This window comes from Streptomyces beihaiensis, assembly GCF_026274175.1.
In the GTDB taxonomy this organism is placed as follows: domain Bacteria; phylum Actinomycetota; class Actinomycetes; order Streptomycetales; family Streptomycetaceae; genus Streptomyces; species Streptomyces beihaiensis.
In genome coordinates this window covers 21,119-44,447 of sequence record NZ_JAPHNL010000222.1, presented here as the reverse complement: position 1 = coordinate 44,447, position 23,329 = coordinate 21,119, and the positions used below count along the sequence as shown (strand labels likewise).

Below are 23,329 nucleotides of genomic sequence, written 5' to 3'. Positions count from 1 at the left end.
CCGACACGCCGGACACACTGCACCACCGGCACCACCGGCACCACCGGCACCACCGGCACCACCGCATCAGCAGGCACGGGCCCGCTCCGATCCATGTCGGAGCGGGCCCCTCGCGTGAACCGGCGAGCCGGCGGGTAACTGCCCCTACATGTCCGACGCACCACGGCCCGGGTCCCGCCCCCGCCCCCGCCCCGAAGAACCGCCCAGAACGCTGGTCGGCGGCGTGGAGGTCGACGTTCCCAACAGCATCCCGGCGATCCGCGCGGCGCTGCCCGCCACCCGCCGCACCGAGTTCGACAAGGCCATCAACGGCGCCGGGGTCGACGAGATCCACGCCGTGATGCGGCACTGGATGCTGGAGGCCGTACCCGATCCGGAGGCCGACGCGATCCTCGCGCGGCTCGCCCATGACGAGGCGGAGCGGCGGGGCTCGGTGTGAGCCGGCGACGCAGGCGCAGCGCCTGCCATATCGCGTACGCGCCGCCCGCCGACGACACCCTGGCCAAGATGGCCGACCCCGAACGGTTCCGCGCGGAGATGGCCCGCACGGTCGCCCACGACCCGTACGGGTTCGGGTCGAGTTCGGTCTGCGGCGAGCGGGACCGGCGGGAGGCGACGGTGGGCGGGGCGATAGTCCTGTACTACGTCTCCGGGTCCGTGCTCACCGTGACCGTCGTACGGATGGTCGCGCTCAGCTAGAGCCGGTCCGGCGGGTCAGGTGGGCGAACGCGTCCAGGTTGCGCGTGGACTCGCCGCGCGAGACCCGCCACTCGTACTCCCTGCGGATCGCGGACGCGAAGCCCAGCTCCAGGAGGGTGTTGAAGGCGCCGTCGGCCGCTTCCAGGACCGAGCCGAGCAGACGGTCCAGTTCGTCGGGCGTGACGACGGTCAGCGGGAGTTTGCCGGTGAGGTAGATGTCGCCGAGCCGGTCGACCGCGTAACCGACACCGTAGAGGCGCAGATTGCGTTCGAGGAGCCAGCGGTGGACTCCGGCCTCGTTCTCGTCGGGGTGTCGGATCACGAAGGCGTTCAGGGACAGGCTGTGGCGGCCGACGCGCAGCGAGAGCGTCGTGGAGAGCTTGCGGGTCCCGGGCAGTGTGACGACGTACGCGCCCGGTTCCGGGCTCTCCCACTCCAGGTCGGCGTCTTTGAGGGTGGCCTCGATGGTCCGCGCGGCGGAGTCCGTGGTGTCCGTACCGTTCGTGTCGTCAGCCATGGTGCGAGGGTATGTGACGGCGGTGCTCGTGCACGGCAGCGGTGTACACGTCCGCCGTCTCGGCCGCCGACCTGTCCCAGCCGAAGGAGCGGGCGTGCCGGGCCGCCGCGGCGCCCATGCTGTCCACAAGGTGGGGATGGTCGGCGAATTCGCGCAGCACGCGCGCATAGCGGGCGGGTTCGTGGCCGTCGATCAGGAAGCCGGTTTCCTCGTTCCGTACCGCCACGGGCAGGCCGCCCACCGACGCGGCGAGCACCGGCGTGCCGGTGGCCTGCGCCTCTATGGCGACCAGGCCGAACGACTCGTTGTAGGAGGGCATGACGAGGACGGACGCCGCGCGGAACCAGTCCGCGAGCTGCTCCTGGCCGACCGGCGGCTGGAAGCGTACGACGTCGCTCACGCCGAGCTGCGCGGCGAGCTTGTGCAGGGCGGCGGGCTTGGCGAGGCCGCTGCCGCTGGGGCCGCCGACCACCGGCACGACGATGCGCGAGCGCAGCTCGGGCCGCTCGGCGAGCAGCGCGGCGACCGCCTTGACCAGGACGTCCGGCGCCTTGAGCGGCTGGATACGGCCCGCGAAGAGGGGGATCAGGGCGTCCTGCGGCAGGCCGAGGCGGGCGCGTGCGGCGGCCCGGCCGTCGCCGACCGTGAACCGCTCCAGGTTGACCCCGGGGTGGACGACGGCGACCTTCTCCGGGTCCGCGTCGTAGTGCCGGACCAGCTCGTCGGCCTCTTCGGCGGTGTTGGCGATGAGCCGGTCGGAGGCGCGCACGATCTGGGTCTCACCGATGACGCGGGCGGCCGGTTCGGGGGTGTCACCGACGGCGAGGGCGGCGTTCTTGACCTTGGCCATGGTGTGCATGGCGTGCACGAGCGGCACGCCCCAGCGCTGCGCGGCCAGCCAGCCGACCTGCCCGGAAAGCCAGTAGTGCGAGTGCACGAGGTCGTAGTGGCCGGGTCGGTGGCCCGCCCACGCCTGCATGACGCCGTGTGTGAAGGCGCACAGCTGGGCGGGCAGGTCCTCCTTGGCGAGGCCCTCGTAGGGGCCCGCGTCGACGTGCCGTACGAGGACTCCGGGCGCGAGCTCGACCACCGGAGGCAGGCCGCCCGCCGTGGCGCGGGTGAAGATCTCGACCTCTACGTTGATCGCGGCCAGGCGGCGGGCCAGCTCCACGATGTAGACGTTCATGCCGCCCGCGTCGCCGGTGCCCGGCTGGTGGAGCGGCGAGGTGTGCACGCTGAGCATCGCCACCCGGCGGGGGCGGCGCTGGATGCCGGGGAAGCGGAGCCTGGCCGCCGGGGTGGTCCCGGTCGCCCCGGTGCGGCGGAACCTGGTCACGTACTGACTCACGTGGCGGGTCCTCCTCGTGGGGCTCACTGCGGGCACGGCTCACAGAGGGCGCGCCCTCTTCCTACGGCGGAACACTGGAGCGCTCTGCTCCATTTCCACCCCTCCTCCACTTTGCCCAATCATTACCTTTCCGAGCTCAACCGAGGGCCGGCACGGCAGGTGGGGCACACCGGAGGGGCGGGGCGGGGCGGGCCGCGGCAGGGGCGGGCCCGCAACCGAGGGGCGCGCACCGCATACCCTCGTACGCATGAGCCCGCGCCACCCGTCCCGCCCCGTGGGAACCGTGACGCGCGGCACCACCAACCCCAACCGGCTGCGCCGCATGGACCGCTGGATCGCCGCCACGCACGGCGCCGCGCTGCGCCGCGCGGACGACCCGGTGGCGGTCGACCTCGGGTACGGCGCCGCGCCCTGGACGGCGGTCGAGCTGCTCACCCGGCTGCGCGCGGCGGCGCCGCACACGCGCGTGGTGGGCGTCGAGATCGAACCGGCGCGGGTCGCCGCCGCGAAGCCGTACGAGCGCGAGGGCCTCACCTTCCGGCACGGCGGCTTCGAGCTCCCGCTCTCCGCGCCCGCCGGGCCGCCCCTGCTGATCCGCGCGGCGAACGTGCTGCGCCAGTACGACGAGGCACAGGTCGCGGGGGTCTGGGAGCGGCTGTGCGGGCGGCTCGCGCCGGACGGGCTCCTCGTGGAAGGCACGTGCGACGAGATCGGGCGGCGCCACGTGTGGGTGGCGCTCGGCCCCGAGGGGCCGCGCACGGTGACCTTCGCGACCCGGCTCGGCTCGCTCACCACCCCGTCCGACCTGGCCGAACGGCTGCCCAAGGCGCTGATCCACCGCAATGTGCCGGGGGAGCCGGTCCACGCGTTCCTGCGCGACTTCGACCGGGCGTGGGCGGCGGCCGCACCCTACGCCTCGTACGGCGCGCGGCAGCGCTGGATCCGCGCGGTGCGGGACCTGACGGCGGACTGGCCGGTGACGGACGGTCCGGCGCGGTGGCGGCAGGGCGAAGTGACGGTGGCGTGGGAGGCGCTGGCGCCGCGGGGGTGACGGTGGCGTTTCGGACGAGCCTGTCGCGCGAGGCGAGGCCGCCGCGTGCGGTCGCGCGAGGCGAGGCCGTCGCGTGAGCGGGAACGATTTCGCACCGGACGCCGGAACGATCTCGGCAGGCCGTTCGTCACAGGCTGCGGGGTCTGTCGCTTTTCGCCCACGCGTGGCACCATCCCCGGAGCATTCGAAGTTACTGACGAGACATCAGATGTACGGGCCTGTCCGGGCCGTGGGGGTAGAGCGGATGAACAGCCGGAACAGGCAGAACAAGCGGAACAAGCGGAACAGACTCGGTGGTGGCAGGCGGGGTACGTCGATGGCGGTGATCGCGGCGGCGATCGGCGCCGTGACCGTACTGACGGCGGGCGGCACGGCCCAGGCGGCACCGGAACCACCCCCGACGCCCACCCCCGCCCCCGATCCCACTCCCAATCCCAATCCCACGCGTACGCCCGGCGAGGCCGCCGGGAAAGCGTCCGGGAAGAGCGCCGCGAGCCCGGACCTCGAAGCCGTCCGCAAGAAGCTGGACACGCTGTACCACCAGGCGGCCGTCGCCACGGACGAGTACAACGCGGCCCAGGAGGAGGCCGACCAGCAGTCCACCGCGATCGTCGACCTGGCGAAGAAGATCGTGGCGGGCCGGCAGAAGCTGGACCGTCTCAAGTCCGGCGCGGGCGCGACCGCACGCGAGCAGTACCGCACGGGCGGCATCCCGCCCGAGGCCCAGTTCCTGCTCTCCGGCGACCCCGGGCAGTTCCTCGACACCGCGGGCCGCGTCTACCAGGGCCAGCAGGCGGCGAAGAACCTGATGACGCAGCTGACGAACACGCAGAAGACCCTCGCGGACTACGCCGACCGGGCCTCCGCCAAGTGGAAGTCACTGGACGAGGAGAGCCGGAAGAAGGCCGCGGCGAAGAAGCGGATCGAGGCGCGGATCAAGGCGGCGAAGGCGATAGAGGACCACCTGAAGAAGCAGCAGCGCGAGCGGCTGCGCGAGCTGGAGGCCCAGGCCGAGCAGAAGGCGCAGACGGCGTGGCTGTCGTCGGGTGTGCTCAAGGAGATCAAGGCCAAGGCGTCGTCGGCGGGCGAGAAGGCGGTGCGGTTCGCGACGGAACAGCTCGGAAAGCCGTACGTGTGGGGCGCCGAGGGACCGGACTCGTACGACTGCTCGGGCCTCACGTCACAGGCGTGGGCCGCCGCCGGGCACCCGATCCCGCGGACGTCGCAGGAGCAGTGGAAGCAGCTCAAGCACGTCGACATCAAGGACATGCGGCCCGGAGACCTGATCATCTACCACGACGACGCCAGCCACGTGGGGATGTACATAGGCGACGGCGCGATCATCCACGCCCCGCACCCCGGGCGGAACGTGACGATCGCCGGAGCGGGCTCGATGGCGATGCTGGGCGTGGTGCGACCGGACGCGTGACGGGCACAGGCGTGCCGGGCGCAGGCTCGACGACCGAGGGCGCGCCAGGCGCAGGCTCGACGGACGAGGACTCGACGGACGCAGGCTCGACGGACGAAGACTCGGATTCCAGCGGTTCGGGTCCCTGATTCCGCTTAGCCCGCAAGTGACCCGGACCACCCGTAACGCGTGACCCGTCCCACGTGACGCACCGCACGTGCCCGCCTGCGGTTCCACAGTCATGGCGTGATGTTCGTCATCACGTATCCACCCGTCACGGGCCGGAACCAGTCAATTCCGGCCTCCCGAGCGGCATATGACTCCGGCAGCGAGCCGCTCACCATTCCGTTGCCCGCCCCGGTACCGCTAAGGTCCCCGTCGGCGGACCGAGGACTTTCGTTCCGCCGCGCCCTCGGGGGGAGGGAAGGAAACCAAGAGCGATGCCCGTACCCATACCGCGGCAGAGAGCGATCCCGGCCGCGGAAGGTGGTCAGGCTCCACCTCGGACGAACCACACGAGCCCGGAGACGGCACGGAAGACGGAGACGACAGCGAACACGGAGCCCGCCGGCAAGGCGACAGACACCACAGCCACCGCACGCACGGCAGACACGGCAGACACGGCAGACATGGCGGTCACGACGGTCACGGCCGACACCGCGGTGACTGCCGTGAGCGCGGACACGGCAGAGTGGTCGGCACAGGGAACGCCCCGAGCCGACGACTCCCCCAGCGCTGCCGAGGAACTGTCCGACGCGGGAAGCGGCTCCACCGGCCTGACCCTCCTCCTCATCGAGGACGACCCGGCCGGGTCGCTCAGCATCCCGGAGATGCAGGACGCCGCGGGCAAGCCGGTCCGGGTACGTACGGCCCGTAACCTCACCGAGGCCGAGCGGCTGCTCACGGACGACGTGAACTGCATCCTGCTCGACCTGGCGCTGCCCTCCTCCGCCAAGCCCGCCGACGCCACCGGCAAGGACGCCACCAACAAGGACGCGGCCGACAAGCACGGCGCCGAGCTGGAGACCCTGCGCCACGTGCTGCGCCTCGCGCCCCGGCACGCCGTGCTCGCACTGACCACGTCCGGAGACGCCGAGCGCGGCGCCGAGGCGGTACGGGTCGGGGCGCAGGACTACCTTTTCCGCGAGGAGCTGGACGCCCGCCTGCTGGGCCGGACCATCCGCTACGCGGTCGAGCGCAAGCGCGCCGACACGGCCCAGCGCAAGCTCACCGAGTCCAGCCTCCACGCCCAGGAGAACGCCCGCCTGGAGCGCGGTCTGCTGCCGACGCCGCTGCTGGACGGCTCCCCGCTGCGCTTCGCGGCCCGCTACCGCCCCGGCCGGTCCCGCGCCCTGCTCGGCGGCGACTTCTACGACACCGTGCGCACGCCCGACGGCGTCGTGCACGCCATGATCGGCGACGTCTGCGGCCACGGTCCCGACGAGGCGGCGCTCGGCGTCGAACTGCGCATCGCCTGGCGCGCGTTGACCTTCGCTGGCCTGGTCGGCGACCGCCTGCTCTCCACCCTCCAGCAGGTCCTGGAGCACGAGCGCCCCGACGACGAGATCTTCGCGACGCTCTGCACGGTGGACATCTCACCGGACGGCCGCCGCGCGGGCCTCTGCCTGGCCGGTCACCCCTCCCCGCTGATCGCGAGCCCCGGCCGACCGGCGACGCTCCTCCCGTACGAGAACAGCGGCCCGGCGCTCGGCCTGCTGCCCAAGGCCCGCTGGCCGCGGATGCAGGTCGAGCTGGGACCGTCGTGGAGCCTGATGCTCTACACGGACGGGCTGATCGAGGGCCGCGTCGGCCAGGGCACGCAGCGCCTGGGCCAGGAGGGCATGGTGGAGATGATCCGCCGCCAGCGCGCGCAGGGCCTGCGCGGTGAGGAACTCCTTGAGGCGGCCATGAACGAGGTCCGTGACCTCAACGGCGGCGACCTGACGGACGACGTGGCGGTACTGCTGCTGGACCGGTGACGTGAGCCCGCGGCCGCCGTCGGGGCGCGCTCAGCGCCGCCCGTTGTACGGCCCGTACGGACCGTCACTGCTGGAGCCGCCGCCGCGGTGGCGCCAGCCGCCACCACCGCCGCCGCCCATCTGCCGGATCGCGGGTCGCACGTCCACCATGTACACGATGGTCGCGACGAGCCCGATGATCGGCAGGAACGACAGGATCGGGAACAGCAGGTTCACGACGAACGCGAGCCCGAGGACGATCAGCCAGAACGGCTTGGTCTTCTTGTCGGCCGCCCGATAGGCGTCCTCACGCCGGATCGCGGCGTCGACGAACGCGAAGCCGCTGAAGACGATCAGCGCCATGCTCAGCAGCCACATGAGACCCGCGAACCCCTGCATCAGCACAACGCCACCACCAAATCCAGTTCCGGTACGTCCTGACGTCCCGATGTCCCGATGTCCCGATGTCCTACGGTACGGGCTTTCGATCCCCTCTTCGGTCACCGTACCCGCACAACGAACCGGGCACGCCGTACGTGCCCGGCCCGTGACACGCCACCGGCCCGACCGGCTACTCGGCCTTGCCGCCGGGAGCGGCCTTCTTGGCGGCCGTGGTCTTCTTGGCGGCCGGCTTCTTCGCGGCGGCCTTCTTCGTGGGCGCGGCCCCGGGCTCGGCGTCGGCAGCGGGGGCGGGGGCGGGGGCGGGCTTCTCGGCCACGGGCTCGGCCTTCTCGGGCTCCGGCTCGACGGCCTCGGCGATCTCCACGACCCCGTCGGCGGCCTCGCCGCGCCACGCCTTCACGGCCTCCTCGCCGTGCTCGGCGACCTTCTCGTACGTCTCCCGCGCCTTCACCGCGGCCTCGGCCGCGAACCCGACACCGCGCAGGGCGAAGTCCTGGGCGGTCTCCTGGAACTTCTTCATGTCCTTGCGCACGTCGGTGTCGAACGCGGCCACGAACTCGTTCACCTTCGCGGTGACGGTGGCCTGCACCTCCTTGGCGCGCGCGGCCGCCTTCTCCTGCACGTCCTTGGGGTCGGTGCCGCGCACGGCCTCGAACCGCGCGGGCGCCTCGGCCCGCAGCTGCTCGACGAGCCCCGGCACCTTCTTGGCCTGCTGGTAGGCGAGGTCTGCGGTGCCCGCGGCGAAGTAGAGCGGGGTGGGGTCGGTGAACGTCTTGCGCAGGTCGTCCTTGATGGCCATGGCGTGGTCCTCCCGGATCACTTGAACTGCTGCTACTGCTACTGCTCGGAGGGCTCGGCATCGCTGAAGTCGCCTGCTGCGGCCGCGTCCGCCGCCTCGGTCCCGTTCTCTTTCCGAAAGGACTCGTAGATCTGCAGCAGCACTTGCTTCTGACGCTCGTTGAGCGAGGGGTCGGCGAGAATCACCGCACGCGTCTCCACCTCGTCCCGCTCCCGCTCGGCGTCCAGAATGCCCGCGCGCACGTACAGCGTCTCGGCGGAGATCCGCAGCGCCTTGGCGACCTGCTGCAGCACCTCGGCGCTCGGCTTGCGCAGCCCGCGCTCGATCTGACTGAGGTACGGGTTGGACACCCCGGCCGCATCGGCGAGCTGCCGCAGGGACAACTGCGCGGTGCGACGCTGCTCGCGCAGGTACTCGCCGAGGCTTCCGACGTTGAGCGATGCCATGCGTCGATACTGCCGCACCTCCGCTAACTATTGCAAGCATGCTGCTTGCAATAGTGTCGCTACACACCTGCGCTAAATAGTGTGACTCGTCACGCTAACTGTCCGTTCCCGGTGAAGGTGAGCAGTTCCCGCAGCATCTGATCGGCGAGCTGATCGCTTCCCGGGGGAACTGATTGGTGCCCGTCACGCTTGGGTGGTGCGGTTGAGGAGTGAGCCGGGCCTGTTCTGCTCGGATGCGAAGAAGCCCTTGATGTAGTCGAAGGTGATGCGTACGGGACGGCCTGCCAGGAATTGGTCGTACGCCTCGCGCTGGTTCCGGTGCTCCCGGTTCGGCGCTGGCATCTCGTCGGCGGGTCGCCACACCACTTCGACCAGCGTCTCGGGATCGGGCTGCGGGTACTGCGGGCCGTCGGAGTGGGCGATGACGAATGCGAGCTGGTGGGTGGCCTGGTTACGTGCCCAGCGTGCCCCTTGGATGAGCCTCCGACCGTAGTTGTCAGCGTCGCTCAGGTACGTCGGGTCGTTGTCGCGCATCTGCTCTTCGAGTGAGCACGCCCAGAACAGGCACTCCGTTGCGGAGGCGAGGGCGACAAAGCCGTCGTTGTGCTCGGTGACCCGCGTCGCGTCCCGCAGGAAGCGCTGCACAGCCTGGTAGTAGCCGATCATGGCCGCGCCCAACATCTCTGGGTCCGGCTGGAGGGTATTGGTCATGTCACTTCCCCTTGTCAAGTGCGAGGCAAGACGGGTCAGGATGCACGCCAAGACTGCAAGAGGCGAGGGATTTGAGGTGAGCTAAAGTCCCGAGTTCCGCGTTCGTCCGCAGTTCCCTGGCGCCACTGAGAGTGCCTGGACCTGGGCCCGTTGATCGTTCAGAGAACATCTTCTTCGAGAGCGGCCGGCTGATCGCAAGCTGCGACGGGAGCGGGTTCGACCACAGCGGGTTCAACGACAGCGATCGCGGCTGCTTCGAGATGGTCGCGTGGAACCCGACGACGAGGGCGTGGGAGCCCTGCTGAGTTCGGGCATAGTGCGGGCCTCGTTCTTCGGAGCGGGGCCCGCACACTTTTCAGAGCACGCGGTGCTCCGGGTCATTGGCCAGCCGGGTGAGCAAGCCGGCCACCAGGGCGTTCAGCGTGACGGCCTCGGAGTCGGGCCACTCGAACTGGTCTGTGGTGCCCGGGTCGTCGTGGGCCGCGCCACTCAGGAGGGAGAACGCGTCCTCCACCAGCAGGGCCCAGCGCTCCTCCTTGGTCCGGTCGTGCGCGTCCTTCGCGGCGGCGGTCTTCGTCAGCGCCCAGGTCCGGTACGCCTTCCGGTACCGCTCCAAAGCCTTCCGGGTCTCCCCAATCCCTTCCTCCGCGTGGCCAGCCTGCGTGAGTTTGCGGGCCTGGCGGACGCGCCCGGCCGCCTTGGCCAGCTTCGGGTCCGCGGTCACCGGTACCAGCACCTCGACGTACGCCGCCGAGCTCACTTTCTCCAACTGCTTCGCCCACTGGCTGATCGGGATGTCGAAGCTGAGTGTCGCCTTCTTCGAGACCATTCGTAGCTCGGACTCGCGCTCCAGGTAGGTGATGCGCACCTCGACGCTGAACCACAGCTCCTTGTTGCGGCGCAGTTCCTCGATAACGCGCAACTGCGCGTTGGACACCAAGCCCACCAGTTCGACCCGCCCGCCGTTGACGCTGGGCTGGTGTATGTCGGCCGCGGTGAGCTCGCACAAATCCCTCAAGTCGGTCTGCGGGTGCGTGCCCACGGAGAGCCAGCCGCTCACCTGGATCTGCAGCGGCTCCTTGAGGTCGGGGAAGACGGACGTCCCGAGTGTCAGCACCAGCTTCGCGCCGTCGACGGCGGGCCACAGACGGAAGCCGTCACGGGTGGCCTCGAACTTCAGGTGCTGACCGGTGGCGATCTCGATGCTGGTGTAGCTCACGATGCAAGGACTCCTTGCTGACTCGATGTGAGATGAACTGATCAGTGTCCACCCCGAAACATCATCCATCAACCGAATTCGGAAGCCTCGATTCCCCGCTCGCATGCTCGGCAGGCGGGCTCGGAGATGGGCAGGGTGTTCTTCAACATCCACTGCACGCGGCCGCCCGCGCCGTGGTGGATCCGGTCGCGGCGCTCGACCTCCACGGCCAGGCCCCCATCGTCCCGATGCTCGCGGTCCTTGCGCCGATGCCGCCCACTCCAGGGTGATCGACTCAACAAGCGGAGCCAAATATTCCACCCTGGATCAGGCGCGATAGAAAGCGGGAAACAGGCAGGTCAGAATCCACGGAATTGACACCCTAGGCAGAGCCGACGACACTTTCCCTCGCTGACAGATAGAAGCCTGAAGGTGAGTCAGCCTGCCAAAATCCAGGCACACTTGACGGCCAGACAGGTCGGGGCTAAGGTCTTACTTATCAGCCCGGTGGAAACGCCGAGGACTTAGCACCACGCGCACCACCCGAGTACTACTAATCTCCGGCCGGAGATTAGTACGTCCTGGTACCTGCATCACTGGGTCAAGGATATCGGGTGTCTTTTTTGTACCATTTCAAGAGAGGGCAGTTTGTCATGCCCAAAAACAGTCGAACTCACAGGAGGATACATATAATGTCCAGCCACCCCACGCCCACGTTTCACATCTCTGACGGTCAGGTCTCTTTCCACTCCCCCGTCCCATCTTGGAAGAAGGTCAAGGCCGCCGCGGTCACACTCCTCATCGGAATCCTACTGCCTCACGGCTATCAGCTCGTCAATTCATTGGAGCACAATTCTTTGCCGAACAAGCCACCTGCCGTCACGGCGCCAGACAGCTCGAATTCCCGAGCCAGTCGAAGGTAGAGATTCCAACTAGAATTTCAGACCGAACCGTGAAGCTGCATTGCTTCGCGGATCTTTTTTACCCTCATTATTCCGATTTGCACTGTTATGCCACAATGCGGTGGGGGCGCCTGGGGTGGGCTTGCTTGTGTAGCTCCACCCCGCGCTCGCCGACCGGTTCCGCTCGTCGCGGAGGTCGGGCAGCAAGCACACGGCATCTCCCACGCTCGCGGAAGCACCGTTCGGTAGTTGTCGAGCATGAGAGAGCCTGCTGTTGTTGGTGACGGCTGAACTCCGGCCATTACCGGAAGCTGTTCGGCTCACAGTCGGGGCCTCCCCCTGAGTGGTGGACACGCTGATACTGGATCTGCTTGATCCGGAGGAAGCGAGAACACCGCCGATGGCGATGAAGGACTACTCGGACGAGTTCAAGGCCGATGCCGTGGCCCTGTACGAGTCCACGCCCGGGGCGACCTACAAGAGCATCGCCGCTGACCTGGGCATCAACAGGGCGACGCTGCGTGAGTGGGTGCTGCGGGACAGGGAGCGTCGCGGCGTCGCCCCCGCGCCGGCTCGGGCAGGTGGGGCAGCGCCGGCCCGGGCAGGACAGCTGGCACCGTCCGCCGACCCGGACGAGCGGATCCGGCAGCTGGAGGCCCGGGTGGCCGAGCTTGAGGCGAGCGAGCGGAAGCTGGCCACCGAGCGGGACATCCTGCGCAAGGCGGCCAAGTATTTCGCCGGGGAGACGAACTGGTGAACCGCTTCCAGTTCGTCCACGACCACCGGGACGCCTTCGGCGTGAAGCGGTTGTGCCAGGTGCTGGGCGTGAACCGGTCCAGCTACTACAAGTGGCGGGACGGGGCCGACGCGCGGACCGCGCGGCAGGCCGCCGACCGGGCCCTGGCCGAACGGATCCGTGCCGTCCATGCCGACTCCGAGGGCGCCTACGGCTCTCCGCGGATCACCGCCGAGCTCCGCGCCGACGGCCGGAAGATCAACGAGAAACGGGGGGCTCGTGTGATGCGCAGGTTCTCCATCCAGGGCATACGCCTGCGCAGACGGGCCCGCACCACGATCCCCGAGCCGTCGGCGACACCGGTGGCGGACCTGTTCCAGCGGGACTTCACCGCCCCGGCGCCCGGGGTCAAGTACATGGGCGACATCACCTATCTCCCCACCGGGGACGGCCAGTTCCTCTACCTGGCCACGGTCCTGGACTGCTTCAGCCGCCGGGTGGTCGGCTGGTCCATCGCCGCCCACATGCGCACCGAACTCGTCGCCGACGCCCTGCGGATGGCAGCCGCTACCCGCGGCGGTCTCAGCGGCGCGGTCTTCCACTCCGATCACGGTGCCCAGTACACATCGCGTGAATTCGCCGACCTGTGCGGCGAGTTGGGTGTCACCCAGTCCATGGGCGCGGTAGGCACCTCCGCCGACAACGCCGCCTGCGAGAGCTTCCACGCCACCCTCAAGCGGGAGACTCTGCGCGGCGCCCACCACTACCCGGGAGCGGAACTCTGCCGACGCACCGTCTTCCGGTGGCTCACCCGCTACAACACCCGCCGCAGGCACTCCGCCAACGGACACCTCAGTCCCGTCGACTACGAACACCAGCACCAGCACCAGCAGGAGTTCGATAAGCTCACGCTGGCCGCATAACCACCCGAACGCGTGTCCACTTTCTCGGGGGAAGGCCCAGGTCAACAACCTGCCCGGCGTCACAGGAGGAGCCAAGAGGCTGGCTCGCCTGGCCAAGGCGTGGAAGTACTACAACAAGGTACCTGCGTCCTCGTTCTATTGGTCAGAAACTCATGGGGGTTCACTCGTCGAGGATGTAGCGGACGTACTGGCCGCCGAAGTATCCGCGCACGATGTGGGGCTGGCGTTGTCGGCGGTGGAAGAACCTGCTGGTTTCGGTGGCGAGTTCGCTCTGGTTCCTGGCCCGGTGGGTGTGCGGCAGACTGCGTTTGAGGTCGGCGTTGACCAGCTCGTCCGGGTTCAGCTCGGGTGAGTACGAGGGCAAGAAGTGCAGCTCGATCTCGTCCTTGTGGTCGGCGAGCCAGGCCCGGACGGCCTTCGAACGGTGGGCCGAGTGCCGGTCGACGATCAGGTGGACCTTGCGGTCGAAGTGCCCGGCGAGCCGGGCGAGGAAGCGGCACATGACCTTCGCGTCGAAGGACTCGGTGAAGACCATGAAGTGCATCCGCCCCTTCGTGCTGATCGCGGACATCGCGTTCACGGAGAACCGGTTCCCGGTGCGGCGGACGACCGGGGTTATGCCCTTGGCTCCCCAGGTGCGGCCGGTGACCTGGTCCGAGCGGATCCCGACCTGGTCGGCGAAGAGAACTTCACCGTTGTCCGCTTTCGCCCTGCCCGGATCGCCGGCCAGGTCTCCTCGCGCCAGAGGCGGACCGCTTCCGCGTCCTGCTCGACGGCCCGCTTGTCCGGACGCTGGAAGCTCAGCCCCCACCGCTTGAGGTACTTGCCCACTCCAGGCTCGGTGAAGCGGACCTGATACAGCTTGAAAATCAGCTCGCCTATCAGCCGCCGCGTCCACAACTGCCCGGAAAGCCCCAGGTCACAGGGCGTGTGATCGAGTATGGCCTGCCGCACAGCGGCCTGCTCGGCCTCGGACAGCACCTGATGCTCGCCCGTGCGGCGGCCTCGCGGCCGCGACAGCAGCGCGTCCCGGCCACCAGCTTGCCACCTCGCCCACCAGTTGTCCACGGCCCTGACCGACACCTTGAACAGGGCGGCGACCTCTACCCGGTCCCGGCCCTCCACCAGCGCGGACACCGCCAGCAACCGCACAGCCTCCTGCGCGTCCGGCGACCAGGTCCGCGCATCCCCCACCAGATCACTCACGCACCGTCAACGAGCCTGAACCCAAAGCGTTTCGGATCAATATCTGGAGATGAGGGCAGCACGATACATGTCGACACAGTCATCATTCGTGCCTGTATGGGATGTATGCGGCTTTCTTGAGCACCTGCACTCGATCCAGCTGGCGGCGATGAACGATCCGAAGGGGCTCGCCGGGAGAGTCTCCGCATACTCGACACCAGCAGGAAGGACAGAGGCCCTCTCCAAGCTGGTCAACGCTGCCAGCCGTGCTCGCAGGGCGCTCGACGCCCATAACAACGGCGACGCGGCAACCGCGTTCCACAACCTTGATCTTCTGTTCGGAGGGAGGTTCCCCTCACGCTGACCAGCACCACCAGTCCGCGCGCGACCGGCCCTGGCCGTTTCCTGCCCACCGAGGTGCCATCCTGGCCGCAGGGAAGCGACACGTCGCCCGGCAGGTCGCCTGCAGTACTTGTGATCATCACCCTGCGAGGCGGCGCATCTATGTGCTACCCCTGACGTCATGAGCTCTGATGCGCACGACAGGGTCCGCCCTGGAGACTTGCCGGCGATGGCCTTCACGATTCTCTCGGAGGCGTTCTTCGATGATCGGGGACGTTCGGTTCCCTTCCAGCTGCGGGACAAGCGGAACACGCAGGATGACCCGTTCGACGAGTACGTCGCCGATCTTCTCCACGAGCAGTTGCCGACGGGGGCCATTGTTCTCCGGGCAGACAAACCCTTGGTCAGCCCTGACGCTGTCATTGCGAGGCCCGAGGAGTACGAGCTCCTGAGGCAAGGTGGGGTCGACTACGACCCCGGAGCGATCTTCGGCCTCGAGGTCAAGAAGGTCGACTTGGGCAGGAATGGGAAGCCCGCCCGTTCCACGGGTCTCGACTACAACAGCACCCCGCCTTGTGCAACCGTCCGCGTGTACGCCGAGGACGGCAACGAGATCCGCATCCCTGGCTTCTACCTGTTTGTCGCTCTTCAGGGAAACGAAGAGGGCGGCATGGTGCAAGTGCATTCGATGGCTCTGGTGGCTGGCGCTGCCCTGAACAAAGATGTGGATCTCTACGACCGCATCACGGGAACGCGTACCAAACAGATTGGACTTGGCACTTACGGTGACGGAGCAAACCGGGTAAGGCCAATGCTGCTCTTCTCCAACCCGCTAGGTTGGGAATGGATGCTCGGCACGGCGACCCTCATCAGTGAGCGCAATGACCTTGCGGACGACCCGTCTCTTGCTCACGTACGCGACATGACCCGTACCGTCTCGCCAGGGGTGTCCGAGCTCTTCCATTGTTATCGGCTTGCCAAACTGTCTCCCCCAGTCGAGGAAACCGCGCACAACCCCTTCCCGCAGCCATCGAAGCGAAAGGAGGAGACAGCTCAGCGGGGCCGGTTTGAGATCGATCTGCGGACACTCACCCTCGGTTAGAACGCACGCCGAGAGCGGCGGCGGCTACAGCGACCGCCGCTCCGGCCTCCGCCGCCAGCTCCTCGACAGACAGCGAGTTTCCGGGGACGGTATGCAGACCGAGGACAGACCCCCTGACCACGGATTCGACGTCCGCATACCCGACCTTGACACCGGTCTCCTTGCACTCACGCAGCGCGATAATGGCACGTTCCCTCACCGTCTCTACCGAGCGCCCCTCGGACCCCACGTGTCCGATCAGCCGGCACACCACGATCGAGTCCAGGTTCGACGGATCGGCCGCACTTGACTTGATGGTGCTCGTGCTCATTTCTGCCTTCGCAGGCTGCACTGCGGTAATGACCAGTCCCGCGTTCTCCAATGCCTTGACCAGTTCAACCCATCCCGCAATTCGAGCCTGATGAAAGGTGAACGCAAGCAGGCCGTTCGGCTTAAGGAGTCGGGCACATTCCTTCCATACGGCGGCAATGGCATGGCCAAACTCGGCGGGATCTGCTGACTGAACTTCCTCTGTATGGCGCGTGGTGATGACATCTGCCGGATAGCTCTCGAATGGCCGGAGCTGCCGAAGCCATACGTGAAAGAAGTCGGCGAGTTCACTGTAGTGGACGTTGTCCATGAACGGGGGGTCAGTGATGACCAGATCTACTGACGCATCTGGGAGATCGAAGGATGCCGATGATCCACAGTGAACATAGGCACTCGTACTCCCTTGAACGAAGGACTCAGCGTCACCGATCTCTAGCGAAAGAGGCTGAGACAGCCCGAAGACACGCTCCGAGTTCTCGCCCACGGGCACGAGATCATGCGGGGCACGCTTGTACTCCCACGCGCGGATGATACGAGACTGATAGAGCGTCGAGAAGGCGCCGGAGGATGCGGGAGTACCCCAGGGATGCGCTTCGAGTGGAGTCCGTTCGGGCTTTAGGACATGGTTGGAGAACATGTGACGGACGGCCCCAGTCCCTTCCCCCTTGAACGAGCAGAATAGGTTATTGAATTCAAGTACGCCAGAGAAGAGCGCGGCCAACGCCTCGCGCTCCGGTCCGGATTCAAGGTCGCGGATTGCCTTGCCAAGCAACCCAAGGCTATAAAGCTGACGAGCGTTGAAGAACTGGCGCCACTCGCGATAGTTCCAGCGGATCGCCTGTCGTGTGTTATGGCCGTCATCCAATGTGCCAGCTGGAAGTACGAGCTCCTCGCCTCGCTCCTCAAGCAGCTTCTCAGCCTTCGCGTAAAGCGCGAGGTCGAAGTCATCGATGGGTTCGTACAGCCGCGATCCGTCTGCATCAAGCACTTGTTTCGCATACATGCGGAGCCGCGGAGGCTGTCCCCCCAAAGCGTCGACGACCTTCGCCGTGTGGCCCTGAGAACAAGTCATGGTCGCGCGGTTTACCGGTCCGGCAAGGTCTGAGACCTGATTGCAGGCAGGACATGTCAGCTGCGCATCTTTCACCACATCGACGATTGCAATGGCGCGACAGTGCGGACACGTCGCCTTGCTTGCCGGATACTTCTTCGGATAGGCATGTTGAGCAAAGACGTACCGACTGAATAGCTCCACGGGCGGCACGCCGGGAGGACATTGGGGGCACTGGGCCAGGGCAACCCAGAAGTAGTAGAGGACGGGCCGACCACGCTCATCCCTGTGCAACTGATCGATTTCAGAGCGGACCTGAGACTCCACTTGCTTAAATGCCCGGTCCAGTCGAGTCCGATCCCACGGTGCCAGCGCCTGCCGCTGAACCAGCGTCGCCACCGGGTTGATGTCCCTGCCGATCACTCGCGCACCCAGCTTTGCGGCCTCCGCGAGCGTAGTGCCGGAGCCGGCAAAGGGGTCGCAGACAGTAAGACCTTCGAGCCGAAGCGCATTGCTGTAACACTCGATGGCATCTTGTTCATCCCGCGCAACAGCTGCGGCCAGGATCCCACGGAAAACAGAGCCAAGCCGTTGCGCCCACCACTTGTGAGTATGCGTGGCCGGTCGGTGCACCTCCTTGCGCCAGGACTCTCGCTCGGCCGCGGCCGACACGATCCCGGCAGGGAAAGCCGTCTCCAGCGCTGTCACCGCAGGGATCGAACTCCGAACGATCGACGTCGGGCCGCCTTCCGTAGCGCTGAAGATGCTGTCCTGCTCAAAGATCGTCATTCATACCTCCAGGTTCCGCTCAAGTATCCCCGGATTCCGCTGCTGCACCGCGGACTCACTGGGGCACCCAGCTAACGATCGGCACACACCCTTGCAACCGATACAGGTCGAACTAGTTCAATCAACCTTACCTAGGTGACCAGCAGTCGGCAAGTGGACTGACCTAGGCCGACTAGGATCACCGTATGGAGCTAAGCCCAGACGACCCGCGCCCCGCCTATCTGCAGATCGCCGCTGCTCTACGTGAGCAGATCTTGGACGGCAGGCTCGAGCCCGGTTCTCGGCTTCCGTCCGGCAGGGAGCTCGCGAAGGAGTTCGGCACCGCGTTGATGACCGCCCAGAACGCCCTTCGGGTTCTCCGCGACGAGGGGCTAGTAAGTCCTCAGCAAGGCCGGGGCGTGTTCGTGCGTCCCGCCGAGCTGCATGAGGCCGATACACAGGTCCACCACGCGCAGGCACCCCTGGCATCACAACTGGAGGCGATCCTTGTTGAGCTGCTCAAGGTGAATCAACGCCTGGCCGCCATCGAGAGGCGTCTCGACAATGAGGCGCATGGGGTCGTCGATTGATTGTCCGACGCCCCTCGTCCGCTCTCGAGTCGTCACTCGGGAGCGATGTTGGTAGATGCCAGCTCTTGCCGCGCGCCGTGCCGTTCAAGCTACATGCCGCGTACGCTGGCACTCCCGCTCGTGAAGTGCGTCGGCAAGCCACTGCCTGCCCGCTCCTCGTGGCGCGCACGAGGTGAGGGCCAGCTGGAGGGGGAGTGAACTCCCCGGGAGGTGCCGCAGATAGCTGGTGAGCGCCGTAGCGCGGGAAGCAGCGGCTTCCGTTAAGGGCGCCAGTGCGTCGCGAGCCTGTGCCTCGTCCAGTCGCAGGAGGCGATCGGCCACGTGCAGAACGGCGGCTCCGGCCAGGGCGTCGACGGCGGGGCGCAGGAACGCCTGGGAGCTGTGCTTCTTGGCGCCGCGCAGCAGCCGCTCGTACTCGTGCTGGCGCCAGGCGGCTTCGGCGTCGAGGGCCTGGGCGAGCAGTGGCGTCGCGCACAGGGGGCGAGCGGCGGGCCAAGACAGCAAGGTCAGGGCGGTGACGGTTCGCAGGTCCATGAAGTACTGGGCTGCGGGGATCGGCCATCCGGTGCTGCGGACGGTGGGCGGTGCGGAGGGGGACAGCAGCCTGGCGAAGCGGCGCTGGAGGCGGTCGAGGACGCGTCGGGTAGGCGCGTCCAGACCCGGTTCCGCATGGCACTGGGGATCGGCCAGTTGGGTGCCGCACCCGCGTCGTCGGCACTGGGTGGGATGGAGGTCGTCTTCGTCGGTGCGGTCGATCATCTCGGCGGTGGCGACGAGCGTGTGGCAGCCGGGACACAGATGCCGTAGGAGCCTGCGGTGGGTGAGGCAGGAGAAGACGGGCGGCAGACGCCAGTGGCGCCGCCAAGCCCCGCCGTGGAGCTGCTGGATGGCATCGTCCGGATCGCCGGCGAGGCACTGGGGGCAGTAGCGCCAGGTAGTGGTCCATACCCAGGGGTTGTTGTTGATGACGCGCATCGGGGTGGCGCGGCGGGTGTAGTGCGGGTCCAGCGGGCCGTAGCGGGCGGCGAGAGGGCCCAGGAGCAGGGAGTGGGCCTCGGCCGGGGTCAGCCGGGTCGCCTCCGCTAGGGCCTGCAGCCGGGTTTCGTCGAGAGTGTGGAGGTAGCCGAGGAGCATCGGGTTCCGGACGCGCGGGCCGCATAGTCGGGTCCCTCCCGAGACGGGCGCATCCGCGAGCGCCCGTACCGGGCTGACGACCGGCGTCTCCCCGGCCCGCCAGGAAGCCGTCCAGCGGCGCGTCCACCCGTCCCTCAAATCGAGATCACGGCGTCCCGCCTCGACCGACACCGGCACCAACAGGTCCGTCCACCGGCAGTTGTGCGACCACAGCGCACTGGTGGAGGAATCCGCACCGTCCCCACGGCCATAGGTGGGGTTCTCACCGACAGCGCTCACTCCTCCAGGGAAGAGCACCGCGTTCGTGGGCCTCCGGCACTCTTCGAAATTGGTGCCCGTCCATGCACGGCTCGCACGGACACGACAACAAGAGCGCCAAATCGGCGACAGTTAACTTGCCAATCCCGATCGACCGTCGCTGCTCCGCCCCTCGGGCAGACGACAACTACTGAGACGAGTCACAAATAGTTGACACTGACTATTCAGTGCCGCATAGTCGATCCTGACCAAGAAAGAAGGACCTCGTGGCGAAGCGACGCAAGGTGGCCAACCCGCTGGCTCTGGCGGTACTGGCCGAGCTCACGGCCGAGCCGATGCACCCGTACGAGATGGGGCGCCGGCTCAAGGAGCACGGCAAGGACCGCGACATCAAGTACACGCGCAGCTCGCTGTACATGGTGGTGGAGCAGCTACGGAAGGCCGGTTTCGTCGCCGAGCGGGAGACCGTGCGGGACACCCAGCGGCCCGAGCGCACCGTGTACGCGCTCACCGAGGACGGCCGGCACGAGCTCCACGACTGGATGCGCCAGCTGGTCGCGGAACCGCAGCACGAGTACCCGCACTTCGGGGTCGCGCTGTCACTGCTGTCGGTGCTCCCGCCCGTCGAGGCCGCCGAGCTGCTCGGCCGCCGTCTGGAGACGCTGGACGGCCAGGTCGAGGAGGTCCACGGCCTGCTGCGGACAGCGAAGGAGCAGGACGTCCCCTGGATCTTCCTGATCGAGGAGGAGTACCGGCTCGGACGCCTTGAGACCGAGCAGCGCTTCGTCACGCACCTCATCGAGTCGCTCAAGGAGCCGGACCACATCCGGGCCTGGCAGGAGTTCTTCGGGAGTCGGACATGACTGGAACAGCACGGAAGGCGTTGGTCATCGGGGGCGGGATCGCCGGACCCGTGACGGCGCTGGCACTGCGCAAGGCGGGCATCGAGGCGAGCGTCCACGAGGCGTACGAGTCCGCGGCGGACGGGATCGGCAGCGTGTTCATGGTCGCGCCCAACGGGCTGGACGCGCTGCGGACCGTCGGCGTCGACGAGCAGATCCGGGCGATCGGCCAGCCGATCCAGCGGATGGTGATCGAGGACGGCCGCGACCGCACCCTGGCCGCGTTCGAGGGCGTGCCCGGCCTGCCGCCCAGCAGGGTGATGTGGCGTTCGCAGCTCCTGCGCGTACTGAACGAGGAGCTGCGGGCGACCGGCATCCCGGTCGAGTACGGCAAGCGACTGGTATCGGCGGAGGACACCGGCACGGGTACCGGCACCGGCATCACCGCGCACTTCGCCGACGGCAGCAGCGCGACCGGGGATCTGCTGATCGGCGCGGACGGCACGCGCTCGGTCGTGCGGTCGCTGATCGACCCGGCGGCGCCCGGACCGCAGTACACCGGCCTGCTGGGGGTGGGCGGGTTCAGCACCCACGAGGCGGCCGGACGGCGGGCCGACTCCATGTATTTCGCCAACGGCAGGCAGGCGTTCTTCGGATACTGGCCGCTGGCGGGCGGCGGCACCGCCTGGTTCAGCAACATCCCGCAGCCGGAGCAGCTGACGACGGCCCAGGTCCGGGAGGTTCCCCAGGCCGAGTGGCTGCGGAGGGTGCGCGAGCTGCACGCCGAGGACCTACCGGCCCGGGACATCCTGCGGAAGACCGCGGCCGAGAAGATCGAGTGCTATCCGAGGCTGGAGATCATGCCGTCCCTCCCGCACTGGCACCGGGGCCGGATGGCCCTGGTCGGCGACTCCGCGCACGCGCCGTCCAACAGCTCGGGACAGGGCGTCTCACTGGCGGTCGAGAGCGCGGTCGAACTGGCCCGCTGCCTGCGCGACCTGCCGGACCTGGCGACTGCCTTCGCCACCTACGAACAGCGGCGCCGCCCGCGCGTCGAGAAGATCGCGGCCGACGCCGCCAAGACCAACAACCAGAAGGCGGCGGGACCCGTGGCCAGGACGCTGTTCCGTCTGATGGCACCACTCGCGACGAAGACCTTCATGCGGCCGGAGAAGATGCTGGGGCCGGTGCACGGCTACCGCATCGACTGGGAGGAGACGGCGGCGGCTTGACGGAGGACGTGCAACCTTTTCGAGCCGGACGGGGTGAGTAGGGCGGAGAGGGGCCCCTCCTGCACTGACGAACCCAGGCCGAGAAGGAGCATGATGTCCCTGAGTAAGATCCTTTCGATCGCCGCGCTGTCCACGGTGGCCGTGCTGACGCCGGTGGTGGCGACCGCCGCCGCGCCGACCTCCGCGACGACGACCGCGCCCGTCGCGTTTGCCGCGTCCGGCAAGGCGGCCCCGATCGCCCGGTCGGTGGCCGCCGTCGCCAGGACCGCCGCGGCCGTCGACCACCAAGCCGCCGCCACCGCCGGCGCCACCACCGCCCCCAAGGCCCCGCCCGTCACCGTCGTACGTTCCGGTCAGCGCCTCGACATCGGGCACGGTGCCTGGATGACCCTCAGCCCCACCGAGCGCTGCCTGAACGACGGTTCCGACCACGCCGTGACCGTGTGCACGGACGTCACAAACGGCAACCAGGCCCCCGACTCGGTCAGCCTGCGCAGCTCCGGCGACCGGACCCGCACGCTCTACTCGCCCCTCTACATCGGTTCGGGGGACGCGGCCCGCATGACGGTCGAGGCGGGCCACCGGACGTACCAGGTCCACGTCGTCACACTCGCCGGTCACCCCGGCTACGCCGCAGGCTACGTCTGGGGCACGCCGACACACCAGTCGCCCACCGGCGGCCCGAGCAAGGTCAAGGTCACCGTCTACGACGCCTCCGGCGGCGTGCTCGCCCGGCTCTGAGGACCTGAGGCACCAAGGGCCTGAGGAACTAACGACCTCAGGACCTGAGGACCTGAGGACCTGAGGACCTGACATACGCGCATACGCGGTTCCGGCCCGGAGGCACCCAGCCTCCGGGCCGTGAGGAGAGAGGTGGGAGGGGCAAGTGGTCGACGACCGCACGGACTTCGAGTCCTACGCGGCGGCGAGCTGGACCAGGCTGCTGCGTACAGCCTTTCTGCTCACGGGGGATCACCACGAGGCGGAGGACCTGGTCCAGGGCACCCTGGTCAAGGTCTACCTGGGGTGGTCCCGGATCCGACGCATGGACGTGCCCGACGCGTACGTCCGTCGCGCGCTGATCAACAACAACCTGAGCCGCCACCGCAAGCGACGCGTCGTGCAGTTGCTGACCCCCGTCCTCCCCGAACGCGTCGGTGAGAGCGGCCACGGTCGCGGCCCCGATCACGAGGAACGTTCCCTGCTCATGGAAGCCCTGGCCACCCTGCCGCCCCGCCAGCGCGCGGTCGTCGTGCTGCGCTACTGGGAGGACTTCAGCGAGCGCCAGGTCGCGGAGATCCTGGACTGCTCCCCGGGGAACGTGAAGAGCCAGGCCAGCCGTGGGCTGAGAAAACTACGTGACCATCCGGCTCTGGCCGAATACGCCGCCGCCGACGGTACGCCAACGAGGAGGTGAC

At 68.0% G+C, this 23,329-nt stretch carries 23 protein-coding genes; 12 read left to right on the top strand and 11 right to left on the bottom strand.

The features are described 5' to 3' along the window. Positions 1-148: 148 nt before the first annotated feature. Both OFY01_RS17680 and OFY01_RS17675 read left to right on the top strand, forming a co-directional pair. Entirely contained in the window at positions 149-439 is a 291-nt protein-coding gene (locus OFY01_RS17680) for a hypothetical protein (RefSeq protein WP_266601010.1), read from the top strand. 68 nt (positions 440-507) lie between these two features. Continuing rightward, positions 508-699, top strand: coding sequence for a hypothetical protein (locus tag OFY01_RS17675; protein WP_266601127.1), 192 nt, complete (start codon positions 508-510; stop codon positions 697-699). Here OFY01_RS17675 and OFY01_RS17670 read toward each other — a convergent pair. Both OFY01_RS17670 and mshA read right to left on the bottom strand, forming a co-directional pair. Continuing rightward, on the bottom strand, positions 692-1,216 hold the full coding sequence (locus tag OFY01_RS17670; protein WP_266601008.1) for a type III secretion system chaperone family protein: 525 nt from the start codon (positions 1,214-1,216) through the stop codon (positions 692-694). The two genes, OFY01_RS17675 and OFY01_RS17670, sit on opposite strands and share 8 nt — an antisense overlap. Next, positions 1,209-2,564, bottom strand: coding sequence for a D-inositol-3-phosphate glycosyltransferase (gene mshA, locus OFY01_RS17665; protein WP_266601006.1), 1,356 nt, complete (start codon positions 2,562-2,564; stop codon positions 1,209-1,211). The genes OFY01_RS17670 and mshA overlap by 8 nt, the downstream gene beginning before the upstream one ends. A gap of 247 nt (positions 2,565-2,811) precedes the next feature. Between mshA and OFY01_RS17660 the strand changes: the two genes are divergently transcribed. From OFY01_RS17660 to OFY01_RS17650, 3 genes are all read left to right on the top strand, one after another. Next, a complete protein-coding gene (locus tag OFY01_RS17660) occupies positions 2,812-3,615 on the top strand; it encodes a class I SAM-dependent methyltransferase (RefSeq protein WP_266601004.1) in 804 nt (267 codons plus the stop codon). A gap of 244 nt (positions 3,616-3,859) precedes the next feature. Beyond that, complete coding sequence (locus OFY01_RS17655; RefSeq protein ID WP_266601002.1) at positions 3,860-5,044, top strand: C40 family peptidase; 1,185 nt, start codon at positions 3,860-3,862, stop codon at positions 5,042-5,044. Between the two features lie 419 nt (positions 5,045-5,463). Beyond that, positions 5,464-7,002 (top strand): PP2C family protein-serine/threonine phosphatase, encoded by a 1,539-nt coding sequence (locus OFY01_RS17650; protein WP_266601000.1) that lies wholly within the window; start codon positions 5,464-5,466, stop codon positions 7,000-7,002. A gap of 30 nt (positions 7,003-7,032) precedes the next feature. Here OFY01_RS17650 and OFY01_RS17645 read toward each other — a convergent pair whose 3' ends face one another. The 5 genes from OFY01_RS17645 to OFY01_RS17625 form a co-directional block, all read right to left on the bottom strand. Continuing rightward, positions 7,033-7,380, bottom strand: coding sequence for a DUF2516 family protein (locus OFY01_RS17645; protein WP_266600998.1), 348 nt, complete (start codon positions 7,378-7,380; stop codon positions 7,033-7,035). Between the two features lie 172 nt (positions 7,381-7,552). After that, a complete protein-coding gene (locus OFY01_RS17640; RefSeq protein ID WP_266600996.1) occupies positions 7,553-8,182 on the bottom strand; it encodes a hypothetical protein in 630 nt (209 codons plus the stop codon). Between the two features lie 38 nt (positions 8,183-8,220). After that, positions 8,221-8,628 carry a helix-turn-helix domain-containing protein gene (locus tag OFY01_RS17635; RefSeq protein WP_266600994.1) on the bottom strand — a complete coding sequence of 136 codons (408 nt, stop codon included), beginning with the start codon at positions 8,626-8,628 and terminating at the stop codon, positions 8,221-8,223. Between the two features lie 183 nt (positions 8,629-8,811). Then, positions 8,812-9,339 carry a hypothetical protein gene (locus OFY01_RS17630; protein ID WP_266600992.1) on the bottom strand — a complete coding sequence of 176 codons (528 nt, stop codon included), beginning with the start codon at positions 9,337-9,339 and terminating at the stop codon, positions 8,812-8,814. A 355-nt stretch (positions 9,340-9,694) separates the two neighbouring features. Continuing rightward, complete coding sequence (locus OFY01_RS17625) at positions 9,695-10,558, bottom strand: hypothetical protein (protein WP_266600990.1); 864 nt, start codon at positions 10,556-10,558, stop codon at positions 9,695-9,697. Between the two features lie 1,281 nt (positions 10,559-11,839). Between OFY01_RS17625 and OFY01_RS17620 the strand changes: the two genes are divergently transcribed. Beyond that, a protein-coding gene (locus tag OFY01_RS17620; RefSeq protein WP_266601125.1) for an IS3 family transposase occupies positions 11,840-13,098 on the top strand; the annotation gives its coding sequence in 2 pieces (ribosomal slippage) (positions 11,840-12,182 and positions 12,182-13,098; 1,260 coding nt in all). Between the two features lie 160 nt (positions 13,099-13,258). Here OFY01_RS17620 and OFY01_RS32790 read toward each other — a convergent pair. Next, on the bottom strand, positions 13,259-13,762 hold the full coding sequence (locus OFY01_RS32790) for an IS630 family transposase (protein ID WP_266601123.1): 504 nt from the start codon (positions 13,760-13,762) through the stop codon (positions 13,259-13,261). Further along, positions 13,714-14,304 (bottom strand): winged helix-turn-helix domain-containing protein, encoded by a 591-nt coding sequence (locus OFY01_RS32785; RefSeq protein WP_266600989.1) that lies wholly within the window; start codon positions 14,302-14,304, stop codon positions 13,714-13,716. The genes OFY01_RS32790 and OFY01_RS32785 overlap by 49 nt, the downstream gene beginning before the upstream one ends. Positions 14,305-14,806: 502 nt before the next feature. Here OFY01_RS32785 and OFY01_RS17605 point away from each other — a divergent pair. Continuing rightward, a complete protein-coding gene (locus OFY01_RS17605) occupies positions 14,807-15,727 on the top strand; it encodes a hypothetical protein (protein ID WP_266600988.1) in 921 nt (306 codons plus the stop codon). Here OFY01_RS17605 and OFY01_RS17600 read toward each other — a convergent pair. Next, a complete protein-coding gene (locus OFY01_RS17600; RefSeq protein ID WP_266600987.1) occupies positions 15,714-17,876 on the bottom strand; it encodes a DNA methyltransferase in 2,163 nt (720 codons plus the stop codon). The genes OFY01_RS17605 and OFY01_RS17600 overlap by 14 nt on opposite strands. A 185-nt stretch (positions 17,877-18,061) precedes the next feature. Between OFY01_RS17600 and OFY01_RS17595 the strand changes: the two genes are divergently transcribed. After that, positions 18,062-18,445, top strand: coding sequence for a GntR family transcriptional regulator (locus tag OFY01_RS17595; RefSeq protein ID WP_266600986.1), 384 nt, complete (start codon positions 18,062-18,064; stop codon positions 18,443-18,445). A gap of 84 nt (positions 18,446-18,529) precedes the next feature. Here the strand turns inward: OFY01_RS17595 and OFY01_RS17590 are convergent, their stop codons facing one another. Continuing rightward, a complete protein-coding gene (locus OFY01_RS17590; protein ID WP_266600985.1) occupies positions 18,530-19,858 on the bottom strand; it encodes a TniQ family protein in 1,329 nt (442 codons plus the stop codon). 245 nt (positions 19,859-20,103) lie between these two features. Here OFY01_RS17590 and OFY01_RS17585 point away from each other — a divergent pair, with 245 nt between their 5' ends. From OFY01_RS17585 to OFY01_RS17570, 4 genes are all read left to right on the top strand, one after another. Beyond that, a complete protein-coding gene (locus OFY01_RS17585; protein ID WP_266600984.1) occupies positions 20,104-20,700 on the top strand; it encodes a PadR family transcriptional regulator in 597 nt (198 codons plus the stop codon). Further along, positions 20,697-21,911: an FAD-dependent oxidoreductase gene (locus OFY01_RS17580; RefSeq protein WP_266600983.1), complete on the top strand. Its 1,215-nt coding sequence runs from the start codon at positions 20,697-20,699 to the stop codon at positions 21,909-21,911. The genes OFY01_RS17585 and OFY01_RS17580 overlap by 4 nt, the downstream gene beginning before the upstream one ends. A gap of 90 nt (positions 21,912-22,001) precedes the next feature. Next, positions 22,002-22,652, top strand: coding sequence for a hypothetical protein (locus OFY01_RS17575; protein WP_266600981.1), 651 nt, complete (start codon positions 22,002-22,004; stop codon positions 22,650-22,652). 145 nt (positions 22,653-22,797) lie between these two features. Then, entirely contained in the window at positions 22,798-23,328 is a 531-nt protein-coding gene (locus OFY01_RS17570; RefSeq protein ID WP_266600979.1) for a SigE family RNA polymerase sigma factor, read from the top strand. Position 23,329 lies beyond the last annotated feature (1 nt).